The sequence below is a fragment of the Streptococcus infantis genome (assembly GCF_047460875.1).
In the GTDB taxonomy this organism is placed as follows: domain Bacteria; phylum Bacillota; class Bacilli; order Lactobacillales; family Streptococcaceae; genus Streptococcus; species Streptococcus infantis_AA.
In genome coordinates this window covers 103,349-116,317 of sequence record NZ_JASHFI010000004.1, presented here as the reverse complement: position 1 = coordinate 116,317, position 12,969 = coordinate 103,349, and the positions used below count along the sequence as shown (strand labels likewise).

The 12,969-nt window shown below is 43.1% G+C and carries 10 protein-coding genes; 9 read left to right on the top strand and 1 reads right to left on the bottom strand.

Going from position 1 to position 12,969, the window contains the following annotated elements:
- Positions 1 to 186: 186 nt before the first annotated feature.
- From fusA to QM887_RS04530, 9 genes are all read left to right on the top strand, one after another.
- On the top strand, positions 187 to 2,268 hold the full coding sequence (gene fusA, locus QM887_RS04570) for an elongation factor G (RefSeq protein WP_414270718.1): 2,082 nt from the start codon (positions 187 to 189) through the stop codon (positions 2,266 to 2,268).
- Between the two features lie 113 nt (positions 2,269 to 2,381).
- Entirely contained in the window at positions 2,382 to 6,776 is a 4,395-nt protein-coding gene (locus tag QM887_RS04565) for a PolC-type DNA polymerase III (protein WP_414270716.1), read from the top strand.
- Between the two features lie 37 nt (positions 6,777 to 6,813).
- Positions 6,814 to 7,491, top strand: a complete 678-nt coding sequence (locus tag QM887_RS04560; RefSeq protein ID WP_414270715.1) for a hypothetical protein — start codon at positions 6,814 to 6,816, stop codon at positions 7,489 to 7,491.
- 13 nt (positions 7,492 to 7,504) lie between these two features.
- On the top strand, positions 7,505 to 7,657 hold the full coding sequence (locus QM887_RS04555; RefSeq protein WP_414270714.1) for a hypothetical protein: 153 nt from the start codon (positions 7,505 to 7,507) through the stop codon (positions 7,655 to 7,657).
- A 20-nt stretch (positions 7,658 to 7,677) separates the two neighbouring features.
- Positions 7,678 to 8,919, top strand: coding sequence for an aminopeptidase (locus tag QM887_RS04550; protein ID WP_414270712.1), 1,242 nt, complete (start codon positions 7,678 to 7,680; stop codon positions 8,917 to 8,919).
- A gap of 9 nt (positions 8,920 to 8,928) precedes the next feature.
- Positions 8,929 to 9,159: a GlsB/YeaQ/YmgE family stress response membrane protein gene (locus QM887_RS04545; RefSeq protein WP_373115077.1), complete on the top strand. Its 231-nt coding sequence runs from the start codon at positions 8,929 to 8,931 to the stop codon at positions 9,157 to 9,159.
- Between the two features lie 171 nt (positions 9,160 to 9,330).
- Positions 9,331 to 10,239, top strand: a complete 909-nt coding sequence (locus QM887_RS04540; protein WP_075228756.1) for a LysR family transcriptional regulator — start codon at positions 9,331 to 9,333, stop codon at positions 10,237 to 10,239.
- A 39-nt stretch (positions 10,240 to 10,278) separates the two neighbouring features.
- The gene (queA, locus tag QM887_RS04535) at positions 10,279 to 11,307 is read left to right on the top strand and encodes a tRNA preQ1(34) S-adenosylmethionine ribosyltransferase-isomerase QueA (RefSeq protein WP_414270711.1); all 1,029 of its coding nucleotides are present in this window, start codon (positions 10,279 to 10,281) and stop codon (positions 11,305 to 11,307) included.
- A 219-nt stretch (positions 11,308 to 11,526) separates the two neighbouring features.
- Entirely contained in the window at positions 11,527 to 12,078 is a 552-nt protein-coding gene (locus QM887_RS04530; protein ID WP_414270709.1) for a DUF6287 domain-containing protein, read from the top strand.
- A 335-nt stretch (positions 12,079 to 12,413) separates the two neighbouring features.
- Here the strand turns inward: QM887_RS04530 and QM887_RS04525 are convergent, their stop codons facing one another.
- Positions 12,414 to 12,947 (bottom strand): hypothetical protein, encoded by a 534-nt coding sequence (locus QM887_RS04525; protein WP_414270708.1) that lies wholly within the window; start codon positions 12,945 to 12,947, stop codon positions 12,414 to 12,416.
- Positions 12,948 to 12,969: the final 22 nt, after the last annotated feature.

The following is a 12,969-nucleotide window of genomic DNA, read 5'->3' as shown; positions in this document are numbered from 1 at the left end:
CAGCATCCCGTTCCGGCTCAAATCGGCTAACTAACTTTAGCCCGAGTTCAATTCAACTTCCCATCTCACAAGTTGAAACCAACTAAACAAGATAAACACTGAGAACGGGTGGGTCCTGCCTATCCGTTTTTATTGAAATCGTGTTATAATAGAATAGAAATAAAAAATATAGGAGAAACAAACCTCATGGCACGCGAATTTTCACTTGAAAAAACTCGTAATATCGGTATCATGGCTCACGTCGATGCTGGTAAAACAACTACAACTGAGCGTATTCTTTACTACACTGGTAAAATCCACAAAATCGGTGAAACTCACGAAGGTGCGTCACAAATGGACTGGATGGAGCAAGAGCAAGAACGTGGTATCACTATCACATCTGCTGCGACAACAGCTCAATGGAACAACCACCGCGTAAACATCATCGACACACCAGGACACGTGGACTTCACAATCGAAGTACAACGTTCTCTTCGTGTATTGGACGGTGCGGTTACAGTTCTTGACTCACAATCAGGTGTTGAGCCTCAAACTGAAACAGTTTGGCGTCAAGCAACTGAGTACGGAGTTCCACGTATCGTATTTGCTAACAAAATGGACAAAATCGGTGCTGACTTCCTTTACTCAGTAAGCACACTTCACGATCGTCTTCAAGCAAATGCGCACCCAATCCAATTGCCAATCGGTGCTGAAGATGACTTCCGCGGTATCATCGACTTGATCAAGATGAAAGCTGAAATCTATACTAACGACCTTGGTACAGATATCCTTGAAGAAGACATTCCAGCTGAATACCTTGACCAAGCTCAAGAATACCGTGAAAAATTGGTTGAAGCAGTTGCTGAAACTGACGAAGAATTGATGATGAAATACCTCGAAGGTGAAGAAATCACTAACGAAGAATTGAAAGCTGGTATCCGTAAAGCGACTATCAACGTAGAATTCTTCCCAGTATTGTGTGGTTCTGCCTTCAAGAACAAAGGGGTTCAATTGATGCTTGATGCGGTTATCGACTACCTTCCAAGCCCACTTGACATCCCAGCAATCAAAGGTATCAACCCAGATACAGAAGAAGAAGAAACTCGTCCAGCATCTGATGAAGAGCCATTTGCAGCTCTTGCCTTCAAGATCATGACTGACCCATTCGTAGGTCGTTTGACATTCTTCCGTGTTTACTCAGGTGTTCTTCAATCAGGATCTTACGTATTGAACACTTCTAAAGGTAAACGTGAACGTATCGGACGTATCCTTCAAATGCACGCTAACAGCCGTCAAGAAATCGACACTGTTTACTCAGGTGATATTGCTGCTGCCGTTGGTTTGAAAGATACTACAACTGGTGACTCATTGACAGATGAAAAAGCAAAAATCATCCTTGAGTCAATCAACGTTCCAGAACCAGTTATCCAATTGATGGTTGAGCCTAAATCTAAAGCAGACCAAGACAAGATGGGTATCGCCCTTCAAAAATTGGCTGAAGAAGATCCAACATTCCGCGTTGAAACTAACGTTGAAACTGGTGAAACAGTTATCTCTGGTATGGGTGAGCTTCACCTTGACGTCCTTGTTGACCGTATGCGTCGTGAGTTCAAAGTTGAAGCGAACGTAGGTGCTCCTCAAGTATCTTACCGTGAAACATTCCGCGCTTCTACTCAAGCACGTGGATTCTTCAAACGTCAGTCTGGTGGTAAAGGTCAGTTCGGTGATGTATGGATTGAATTTACTCCAAACGAAGAAGGTAAAGGATTCGAATTCGAAAACGCAATCGTCGGTGGTGTGGTTCCTCGTGAATTTATCCCAGCGGTTGAAAAAGGTTTGGTAGAATCTATGGCTAACGGTGTTCTTGCAGGTTACCCAATGGTTGACGTTAAAGCTAAGCTTTACGATGGTTCATACCACGATGTCGACTCATCTGAAACTGCCTTCAAGATCGCTGCATCTCTTGCACTTAAAGAAGCTGCTAAATCAGCACAACCAGCTATCCTTGAACCAATGATGCTTGTAACAATCACTGTTCCAGAAGAAAACCTTGGTGATGTTATGGGTCACGTAACTGCTCGTCGTGGACGTGTAGATGGTATGGAAGCTCACGGTAACAGCCAAATCGTTCGTGCTTACGTTCCACTTGCTGAAATGTTCGGTTACGCAACAGTTCTTCGTTCTGCATCTCAAGGACGTGGTACATTCATGATGGTATTCGACCACTACGAAGATGTACCTAAGTCAGTACAAGAAGAAATCATTAAGAAAAACAAAGGTGAAGACTAATTTGTCGTCACTAGAAAAGAAGTCACTTTGTGGCTTCTTTTTCTGTTTGGTAGAAATAGGAAAAAGTACCTCAAATATGGTAAAATAGAAAGAGTATATTGTGAGGAAAATGGATGTCAACCACTTTTGAAATTTTAATGAATCAGTTGGGAATCCCCGCTGAAATGAGAAAACATGAGGCCTTCTCTCAGGCTGAAATAGAACAAGTCATTGTTCATAAACGAAGCAAAGTTTGGGAGTTTCATTTTGTTTTTGAAAATATCTTGCCTTTTGAACTTTTTCTAGAGTTGAAAAGAGGCTTGAAAGAAGAATTCTCAAAAACAGGAAATCAGGCTAGTTTTGAGATAAAAACGCGAAATCAGGAATTTTCTAGAGAACTTTTACAAGCCTACTATCGAGAGGTTTTTTCGGATGGTCCTTGCGCTAGTCAAGGTTTTCGTTCTATATATCAGAATTTTCAGGTTCGCTTTGAAGATGACCAGTTAATCATTGAAGCTTCTGAAGCGGCAGATACAGAGCATTTTAGAAAAAATCATCTGCCAAATCTTAGCAAACAGTTGGAACTTTTTGGCTTTCCTAAATTATCCTGCATTTTAGAAAAAAATGAAGAACTCACGAGGGAAGAGCAAGAGGCCTTTCAGACAGAAAATCAATTGATTATCCAAGCTGCCAATGAAGAAACACTTCGGGCTATGGAACAGTTAGAACAGATGGCGCCGCCACCTCCAGTAGAGGATAAGCCTGTCTTTGATTTCCAAGCCAAGAAAGCAGCTGCCAAGCCAAAACTAGACAAGGCAGAGATTACTCCTATGAATGAGGTTAATACTGAGGAAAATCGTCTGGTTTTTGAAGGAGTTGTCTTTGATGTCGAGCAGAAGGTGACTAGAACAGGTCGTGTCTTAATCAACTTCAAGATGACGGACTATACTTCTAGTTTCTCTATGCAAAAATGGGTCAAGAATGAAGAAGAAGCCCAGAAGTTTGACATGATCAAGAAAAATTCCTGGCTCCGTGTTCGTGGGAATGTTGAGGTCAATAATTTCACGCGAGACTTGACCATGAATGTACAGGATGTTCAGGAAGTCGTCCACTATGAGCGTAAAGACTTGATGCCAGAGGGAGAGCGTCGTGTTGAGTTCCATGCCCATACCAATATGTCGACCATGGATGCTCTTCCTGAAGTCGAAGAACTCGTTGCGAAAGCTGCTAAATGGGGACATAAGGCGGTAGCAATCACGGACCACGGAAATGTTCAATCCTTCCCTCATGGCTATAAGGCTGCTAAGAAAGCAGGCATCCAGCTGATCTATGGGATGGAAGCTAATATCGTAGAAGACCGTGTTCCTATCGTCTATAACGAAGTGGAGATGGACCTTTCTGAAGCTACTTATGTAGTCTTTGACGTGGAAACGACTGGACTTTCAGCTATCTATAATGACTTGATTCAGGTGGCGGCTTCTAAGATGTATAAGGGCAATATCGTCGCTGAATTTGATGAATTTATCAATCCTGGGCACCCCTTATCAGCCTTTACAACTGAATTGACAGGAATTACGGATGAGCATGTGAAAAATGCCAAACCCTTGGTTCAAGTTCTGAAAGAATTCCAAGAGTTTTGTAAGGATACCGTTCTTGTAGCCCACAATGCAACCTTTGACGTTGGCTTTATGAATGCCAATTATGAACGTCATGGCTTGCCAAAAATCACTCAGCCTGTCATCGATACGCTAGAATTCGCAAGAAATCTCTATCCTGAATACAAGCGCCACGGTTTGGGACCCTTGACCAAACGTTTTGGTGTAGCTCTAGAACACCACCATATGGCCAACTATGATGCGGAAGCAACTGGCCGTCTGCTCTTTATCTTTATCAAAGAAGTAGCAGAAAAACATGGTGTGACAGATTTGGCTCGATTAAACCTTGATTTAATCAGTCCAGATTCATATAAAAAAGCTCGAGTCAAGCATGCGACAATCTATGTGAAAAATCAGGTGGGCTTGAAAAATATCTTTAAGCTGGTGTCTCTCTCAAATACCCAGTATTTTGAAGGAGTTCCACGGATTCCACGTACGGTGCTGGATGCCCATCGAGAAGGTTTGATCTTAGGTTCAGCCTGTACGGAAGGGGAAGTCTTTGATGCAGTCGTATCACAGGGTGTAGATGCGGCAGTCGAAGTAGCTAAATACTATGATTTTATCGAGGTCATGCCTCCGGCTATCTATGCACCTCTGATTGCCAAAGAGCAGGTCAAGGATATGGAGGAGCTTCAGACCATCATCAAGAGCTTGATTGAGGTCGGAGACCGTCTCGGTAAGCCAGTTCTTGCGACAGGAAATGTCCACTATATCGAACCTGAGGATGAGATTTATCGCGAGATCATCGTGCGAAGTCTAGGTCAGGGTGCCATGATTAACCGAACTATCGGCCATGGAGAAGCTGCCCAACCAGCTCCACTACCCAAGGCACATTTTAGAACGACCAATGAAATGCTAGATGAATTTGCCTTTCTAGGGGAAGACTTAGCACGCAAAATTGTTATTGAAAATACCAATGCCTTGGCAGAAATCTTTGAGCCCGTTGAGGTCGTTAAAGGCGACTTGTATACGCCTTTCATTGACCAAGCCGAAGAAACAGTCGCTGAGTTGACCTATAAAAAAGCCTTTGAAATCTATGGAAATCCACTCCCAGATATCGTTGACTTACGAATTGAAAAGGAACTAACCTCTATCCTAGGGAATGGCTTTGCCGTGATTTATCTGGCTTCACAGATGCTAGTGCATCGTTCCAACGAACGAGGCTACTTGGTTGGTTCCCGTGGGTCTGTTGGCTCCAGTTTCGTTGCGACCATGATTGGGATCACCGAGGTTAATCCTCTCTCTCCTCACTATGTCTGTGGGCAGTGTAAATACAGTGAATTTATCACGGATGGTTCTTATGGCTCAGGTTTTGATATGCCCAATAAAGACTGTCCAAATTGCGATCACAAACTCAGCAAAAATGGACAGGACATTCCTTTCGAGACCTTCCTTGGTTTTGATGGGGATAAGGTTCCCGATATCGATTTGAACTTCTCAGGGGAGGACCAGCCGAGTGCCCACTTGGATGTTCGTGATATCTTTGGGGAAGAATATGCCTTCCGTGCAGGAACGGTTGGTACGGTGGCTGCTAAAACAGCCTATGGATTTGTCAAGGGTTACGAGCGTGACTATGGCAAGTTCTACCGTGAAGCCGAAGTAGAGCGCCTAGCCCAAGGAGCTGCTGGTGTTAAACGGACGACTGGTCAGCACCCAGGGGGAATCGTTGTTATCCCTAACTATATGGATGTCTATGATTTTACACCAGTACAGTATCCTGCAGATGATGTGACCGCTGAATGGCAGACCACCCACTTTAACTTCCACGATATCGATGAGAACGTCCTCAAGCTCGATGTCCTTGGTCATGATGATCCAACCATGATTCGGAAACTTCAGGACTTGTCGGGCATTGATCCAAATGAAATCCCTATGGATGACGAAGGTGTGATGGCCCTCTTTTCTGGGACTGATGTGCTTGGGGTAACACCTGAACAAATTGGAACACCGACGGGTATGCTGGGGATTCCAGAGTTTGGGACCAACTTTGTTCGTGGAATGGTGGATGAAACCCATCCGACGACTTTTGCAGAGTTACTTCAGCTTTCTGGTCTGTCTCACGGTACCGACGTTTGGTTGGGAAATGCCCAAGACTTGATTAAGGCAGGAATTGCGGACCTGTCAACCGTTATCGGATGTCGGGATGACATCATGGTTTACCTCATGCACGCTGGCCTAGATCCAAAGATGGCCTTTACCATCATGGAGCGAGTCCGTAAGGGAATGTGGCTCAAAATCTCTGAAGAAGAGCGTAACGGTTATATCGAAGCTATGAAGGCCAACAATGTGCCTGAGTGGTATATCGAATCTTGTGGAAAAATCAAGTACATGTTCCCTAAAGCCCATGCGGCAGCCTACGTTATGATGGCCCTTCGTGTGGCCTACTTCAAGGTTCACCATCCGATTTATTATTACTGTGCTTACTTCTCCATTCGTGCCAAGGCCTTTGATATCAAAACCATGGGTGCAGGCTTGGATGCTATCAAACGCAAGATGCAAGAAATTGCTGAAAAGCGCAAGAACAATGAAGCTTCTAACGTAGAAATTGACCTTTACACAACACTTGAAATCGTTAATGAGATGTGGGAACGTGGCTTCAAATTTGGGAAACTGGATCTCTATCGCAGTGATGCGACTGAATTTATCATTGACGGAGACACCCTCATCCCACCATTTGTCGCTATGGATGGACTGGGAGAGAACGTTGCTAAGCAATTGGTTCGTGCTCGTCAAGAGGGAGAATTCCTCTCTAAAACCGAACTACGCAAGCGTGGTGGACTTTCCTCAACTTTAGTTGAAAAGATGGATGAAATGGGGATTCTGGGCAATATGCCAGAGGACAACCAGTTGAGTTTGTTTGATGATTTGTTTTAATAGTTTGAAATGTCTTGTGTAGGTTTGAGGTTGTATCATGATGGAAAAGAAAAAAAGAGCAACACCCTGGAAATCAGGGAAAGTTATTTCTATATGTTTACGAAATGGCGTTTATATCTTAGCACAAATGGTGCGTGATCCCTATCTGGTATTTTTCAACCATTTTAATGAGGAAAATAACTGGAAGGGAGTGACCTTGAAAGAGGAAGATATCCTCTTTTGTAAGGCTGTTACTCGCCAGTTTCTACGCTATAGTCCTGTAGCGATTGTCAAAGAAGTTACCCCCCTGTTAGATTATGAACTGCCTAAAGAATGGATTTATAGTCATATTGGAGGGCATCCTATTACTGTTTCGGTAAAGGGAAGGGAGCGACAAGTAGCTGGTTTTGGTCGACGTTGTTCTTTGGTTCTGGCGGATAAGGACAGTGGACAACCAGAAGATAATCCACTTATGGGGCTCTTTCAATCCTATATCATACCAGATATCAAAGAACAGGATTGGGATCGGGTAGGTCAGGCTGAACATATGTCTATTGAAGTATTTCCAACACTCAACGAACGTCTCTATCTTTGCTTTCTTTATGGGAAAAATATAAATCCAGAACAAGATATCTCTTTAGGAAAGCCTCTACCTGATGACTATGAAATCTATATAGATATCCTCACAAATAGTCCAGAGGCACGACGCCTCTACCTAGGAGAGCATGAAGAATAAGAAAGGATATTTCATGAAACTAAGAATTTTTGCGGAAGATAAACCGGCTGAGAAGGTGTTTGAGTACCAATTGGAACTTGCTGATCAGACAATTCTTCTATCGCCAGCACTCTTGTCAGGTGCTATTGCTTTGGCAGGATTATTTTCTGCTTTGAAAGAAAAATAAAATAGAAAAGAGAAAACAGAATGGTTTTACCAAATTTTAAAGAAAATCTAGAAAAATATGCTAAGTTGTTAGTTGCAAACGGAGTGAACGTGCAACCTGGTCACACCTTAGCTCTCTCCATCGATGTGGAGCAACGTGAGTTGGCTCACTTAATCGTCAAAGAAGCCTATGCACTTGGAGCGCACGAAGTTATCGTTCAATGGGCAGATGACTTTGTAAACCGTGAAAAATTCCTTCACGCGCCAATGGAGCGTTTGGACAATGTACCAGAATACAAGATTGCTGAGATGAACTACCTTCTTGAAAACAAAGCAAGTCGTCTAGGTGTTCGTTCTTCTGACCCAGGTGCCTTGAACGGAGTAGATGCTGAAAAGCTTTCAGCTTCTGCTAAAGCTATGGGAATTGCGATGAAGCCAATGCGTATCGCAACTCAATCTAACAAGGTTAGCTGGACTGTAGCAGCCGCTGCTGGACTTGAGTGGGCTAAGAAAGTCTTTCCAAATGCTGCGAGTGACGAAGAAGCAGTGGATCTCCTTTGGGACCAAATCTTCAAGACTTGCCGTATCTACGAAGAAGATCCAGTTAAGGCTTGGGAAGAACATGCAGCAATCTTGAAGAGCAAGGCGGAAATACTCAATAAAGAGCAATTCTCAGCCCTTCACTACACTGCTCCTGGAACTGACTTGACACTTGGCTTGCCTAAGAACCACGTTTGGGAATCTGCCGGAGCGATCAATGCTCAAGGCGAAGGTTTCTTGCCAAATATGCCAACAGAAGAGGTCTTTACAGCCCCTGATTTCCGTCGCGCAGATGGTTATGTAACGTCTACAAAACCTCTTAGCTACAACGGAAATATCATCGAAGGCATCAAAGTGACCTTTGAAAATGGCCAAATTGTTGATATCACTGCTGAGAAGGGTGATCAAGTTATGAAGGACCTTGTCTTTAAGAATGCTGGTGCGCGTGCCTTGGGTGAGTGTGCCTTGGTACCAGATCCAAGTCCAATTTCACAGTCAGGGATTACCTTCTTTAACACCCTTTTCGATGAAAATGCTTCTAACCACTTGGCTATTGGTGCAGCCTACGCAACTAGCGTTGTTGGTGGAGCAGAGATGAGTGAAGAAGAGCTGGAAGCTGCAGGACTTAATCGTTCAGATGTTCACGTTGACTTTATGATTGGTTCTAACCAAATGGATATTGACGGTATCCGTGAGGATGGAACACGCGTACCACTCTTCCGCAATGGAGATTGGGCAATTTAAGGAGAAACTATGATTGGAAGTATGTTTGTCGGGCTTTTAATCGGACTACTAGCAGGAGCTATCACCAATCGTGGAGAACGGATGGGGTGCTTCGGGAAAATGTTTCTCGGCTGGATTGGTGCCTTTTTAGGACAATTAATCTTTGGTTCTTGGGGACCAAGCCTAAGCGGTACAGCCATTATTCCAGCAGTTCTCGGAGCTATGATTTTGCTAGCCATTTTCTGGGAAAGAGGAAGCTAAGTTTCGATTAAAAAGCTTGTATAATAATAAAGATTAAAGGAGGTTGGAATTGTTTCAACCTCTTTTTAAAGTGCTAGATAAAGTCATTTAAAAGCACTCATCTAAGCTTAGCCACAGAGCTTTCAGTGACTGGTTCTTTTTATATTGCCTCAAGTATGGTACAATAAAAGCATGAGAATTCAACAATTACACTATATTATCAAAATTGTAGAGACTGGTTCGATGAATGAAGCTGCCAAGCAACTTTTCATTACGCAGCCTAGTCTGTCAAATGCAGTTCGTGACCTAGAAAATGAGATGGGAATTGAGATTTTTATCCGAAATCCAAAAGGAATCACCCTCACACGTGATGGGATGGAGTTTCTATCCTATGCCCGTCAGGTTGTCGAGCAAACGCAACTTCTAGAAGAACGCTATAAGAACCCAATCGCTCATCGCGAGCTTTTTAGTGTGTCTTCGCAGCACTATGCCTTCGTGGTCAATGCCTTTGTTTCCTTGCTCAAGAAGAGCGATATGGAAAAGTATGAGCTTTTTTTGCGTGAAACCAGAACCTGGGAGATTATCGACGACGTCAAGAACTTCCGCAGTGAAGTAGGAGTCCTCTTTTTAAATAGCTATAACCGAGATGTTCTTTCGAAGATGTTGGATGACAATCATCTAGTGGCCCATCCTCTCTTTACAGCGCAGCCTCATATCTTTGTCAGCAAGACCAACCCTCTTGCTAAAAGAGACAAGGTGCAGTTGGCAGACCTAGAAGACTTCCCTTACTTGAGCTATGACCAAGGAACCCATAATTCCTTCTATTTCTCAGAAGAGATTTTGTCACAAGAACACCACAAGAAATCCATCGTGGTTAGTGACCGTGCGACCTTGTTCAATCTCTTGATTGGTTTGGACGGCTATACCATCGCGACAGGTATCCTCAATAGTAATCTTAATGGAGACAATATTGTCTCGATTCCACTTGATATTGATGATCCGATTGAACTGGTTTATATCCAGCATGAGAAGACTAGCTTATCTAAGATGGGTGAACGCTTCATCGAGTATTTGCTTGAAGAAGTTCGTTTTGATAGCTAATCGTAAGTACATTAGAAAAGAAAAGGAAATATGACTACAATGAATACCAATGATTTTGATTTTCACTTGCCAGAGGAGCTGATTGCACAGACGCCTCTGGAAAAGCGCGATGCCTCTAAACTCTTGATGGTCAATCGCCAGACTGGAGAATTTCAAGATCGCCATTTTCACTCTATTATCGAGATGCTAGAGCCAGGTGATGCCCTAGTTATGAATGATACCCGCGTCTTGCCAGCACGACTTCATGGTCAAAAGGAAGAAACAGGTGGACACGTTGAACTCTTGCTTTTGAAAAATACGGCAGGAGACGAATGGGAAGTGTTGGCGAAGCCAGCCAAACGTCTCAAGGTCGGTGCCCGAGTTGTCTTTGGTGATGGTCGCCTAAGTGCAGTCGTGACCGAGGAATTAACCCATGGAGGCCGTATTGTCCGTTTTGAGTATGAAGGGATTTTCCTAGAAGTGCTTGAAAGCCTGGGAGAAATGCCATTGCCTCCTTATATCCACGAAAAGTTGGATGACCGTGAACGGTACCAGACAGTCTATGCCAAGGAAAGCGGTTCAGCCGCTGCCCCAACTGCAGGCCTACATTTTACCAAGGAACTACTAGAAGAAATCCAGCAAAAAGGGGTTCACCTAGTTTACTTGACCTTGCACGTTGGTCTTGGAACCTTTAGACCTGTTTCGGTCGACAATCTAGATGAACACGAGATGCATTCAGAGTTTTATCAGTTGTCTGAGGAAGCTGCTGCAACCTTGCGTCAGGTCAAGGACAATGGTGGCCGTGTCATTGCCGTGGGTACAACCTCTATACGTACACTAGAAACCATCGGAAGCAAGTTTGACGGTCAAATCCAAGCCGACTCTGGCTGGACCAATATCTTTATCAAGCCAGGATATGACTGGAAGGTGGTCGATGCCTTCTCAACCAATTTCCATTTGCCTAAGTCTACCTTGGTCATGCTTGTTTCTGCCTTTGCAGGACGTGAATTGGTCCTTGAAGCCTACCAGCATGCTATCGAACAAAAATACCGTTTCTTTAGCTTTGGCGATGCCATGTTTATCTATTAAAGCTATTAAAAAATCAAAGAAGATATAAAGAGAGACTGATTCATTCTTGGATCAGTTTTTTGCTTGATCTTACACAAAGTTACCAAAATAACTATTGAATTATAGACAAATAAATGATACACTGAAAACTACAGGTTAGCCGTCAAAAATATATGTAATTTCGGACTAGCCATTTTAGATTCAGACTAAACTGGGTCATCATTTCAAAAGGAGATTTTTATGAAAAACAAAACATTGCGTTACACTAGTCTTTCAGCTCTTGCTTTGCTGGCGGTCTTAACATTAGCTGCTTGTGGAGGAAATGCTGAAAAAACTACAGCATCTTCAAGCAAAGAGGCTTCATCCTCTAAAGTAACTAAGGAGTCATCAAGTAAAACAGAAGCTAGTCAAAAAGAGGAGCAGAAGTCTGAGACAAGTTCTTCAAGCGCTACAGCTACTCAAACTGAGACAAAGGCGGAAAATCAAAAAGATTATTCTAAATTCCTTGGAACTTGGGAGAATTATGCAGGAACAACTGCTACAGTCACAGCGGATGGAATCGTGACCATTCAAAGCTCAAAGGGAACTTTTAAATATGAGATGGATCAAGTAGAGGAGAAGGACGGTTACTATCTGACAGGAATTCATCTTGTTGGAGGCGGAGAAGGAGCACGCCTGATCTTTACTCCAGCTGGAGTCCAAAATGAATTAACAGGTACAGACGGTAGCCAAGACGTCTTGGCAATCGGCCAATCACCAAGCGACAAAGATAGTCATTTTTACCGTAATTAAGAGTGAAAAGAAGAAGTGAGGGTGGAGAGTAGCCCTTGCTTTTTTATGTTCTCGAAGCATAAATTTTAAATCATTCGAGTTTATACGACGTTTAAGTTGGATAATTAGCAAGCTCACGTTAAAGTGAAAGATAATAAGGATAATATCAAAGAGGCTGGGACAAAAATCCTAGCCTCTCAATTGTCTTTGGATTGTCGAGCAAGACGCAGTGGTTGAGTGGGCTCTACTACGCTGATTTCATCAGCTTTTACAGCCCTACTCAACTTTGCGGAGGTGGGACGACGAAATCGAATTCTAACGAATTACCGATTTCTGTCCCACACTCTCTTTACTTGCTAATATAAGAAATCAATGCCGTAGTTTTCTTTTAGATAGGTTGCCAACTCGGCTTTTTCTTCCTCTCTAAATCGACAGAGGCTAAGGGCGAGCCGCAATATCAGGACGCTTGTATCGACGATGACATTTGACTTAGAAATATCTTCTAGCTGGGTCACCTCTCTCAGGTCAAAATCTAAATAGTAAGCCTTGCTGTTGACATGGTCAGGGTCACTGACATCCACTTCAACATACGATGCTCGCAACAATTCTTCTTTTGGGATGAAGATTTCCTTGGAAAAGAAGAGCCCGGGATAGACATAAATACCTTCAAAGGTAAACTCAAAGGAGAGTCTGCGACTAGAAAGTCTTTTGATACCTGCAATCGTTGCGTAGATAGCAGCAAAAAAGAGAATGGTTGGAACCACAGTGAGAAGACTAAGCTGGGAAAAGTCGATCAATCCATGCGCGAGAAAAAAGAAAAATTGAAAGAATACACCCACTGCAAAGACTAGATAGCCGACACCGACATATTTTGAATAATAGATTTTCATAGAAACCTCCATATATAGAATT

Coding starts and splice junctions, on each gene's coding strand:
- fusA (WP_414270718.1), top strand. CDS start 187: ATGGCACGCGAATTTTCACTTGAAAAAACTCGTAATATCGGTATCATG.
- QM887_RS04565 (WP_414270716.1), top strand. CDS start 2,382: ATGTCAACCACTTTTGAAATTTTAATGAATCAGTTGGGAATCCCCGCT.
- QM887_RS04560 (WP_414270715.1), top strand. CDS start 6,814: ATGATGGAAAAGAAAAAAAGAGCAACACCCTGGAAATCAGGGAAAGTT.
- QM887_RS04555 (WP_414270714.1), top strand. CDS start 7,505: ATGAAACTAAGAATTTTTGCGGAAGATAAACCGGCTGAGAAGGTGTTT.
- QM887_RS04550 (WP_414270712.1), top strand. CDS start 7,678: ATGGTTTTACCAAATTTTAAAGAAAATCTAGAAAAATATGCTAAGTTG.
- QM887_RS04545 (WP_373115077.1), top strand. CDS start 8,929: ATGATTGGAAGTATGTTTGTCGGGCTTTTAATCGGACTACTAGCAGGA.
- QM887_RS04540 (WP_075228756.1), top strand. CDS start 9,331: ATGAGAATTCAACAATTACACTATATTATCAAAATTGTAGAGACTGGT.
- queA (WP_414270711.1), top strand. CDS start 10,279: ATGAATACCAATGATTTTGATTTTCACTTGCCAGAGGAGCTGATTGCA.
- QM887_RS04530 (WP_414270709.1), top strand. CDS start 11,527: ATGAAAAACAAAACATTGCGTTACACTAGTCTTTCAGCTCTTGCTTTG.
- QM887_RS04525 (WP_414270708.1), bottom strand. CDS start 12,947: ATGAAAATCTATTATTCAAAATATGTCGGTGTCGGCTATCTAGTCTTT.